This is a genomic window from Acinetobacter sp. AL9 (assembly GCF_041464035.1).
Lineage (GTDB): Bacteria > Pseudomonadota > Gammaproteobacteria > Pseudomonadales > Moraxellaceae > Acinetobacter > Acinetobacter towneri.
The window spans coordinates 1-240 of record NZ_JAYFSK010000285.1 but is presented as its reverse complement, the minus strand read 5'-3'; the positions used below and the strand labels follow the sequence as shown (position 1 = coordinate 240).

The window sequence follows — 240 nt, the reverse complement described above, 5'->3', positions numbered from 1 at the left end:
TTATACCCATACTCAATAAGTACGTGGTGGAGACTAGGAGAGTCGAACTCCTGACCTCCTGCGTGCAAAGCAGGCGCTCTACCAACTAAGCTAAGTCCCCAGCTTATCATCTGTGATTCGATGTATCGTAAACTGTGTTAAGGCGAATGCTTAACTCGAGCATAGCTCTCGTCTTGCGCTCGGGCGAAACATGTTTCGCTGACCCTCGCTCATGGTGGGTCTGACAAGACTTGAACTTGT

1 tRNA gene is annotated in these 240 nt (G+C 49.2%); it reads right to left on the bottom strand.

Annotated features, from left to right (window positions below):
* Positions 1-24: 24 nt before the first annotated feature.
* Positions 25-100, bottom strand: a tRNA-Ala gene (locus ACEO2X_RS14730).
* Positions 101-240: the final 140 nt, after the last annotated feature.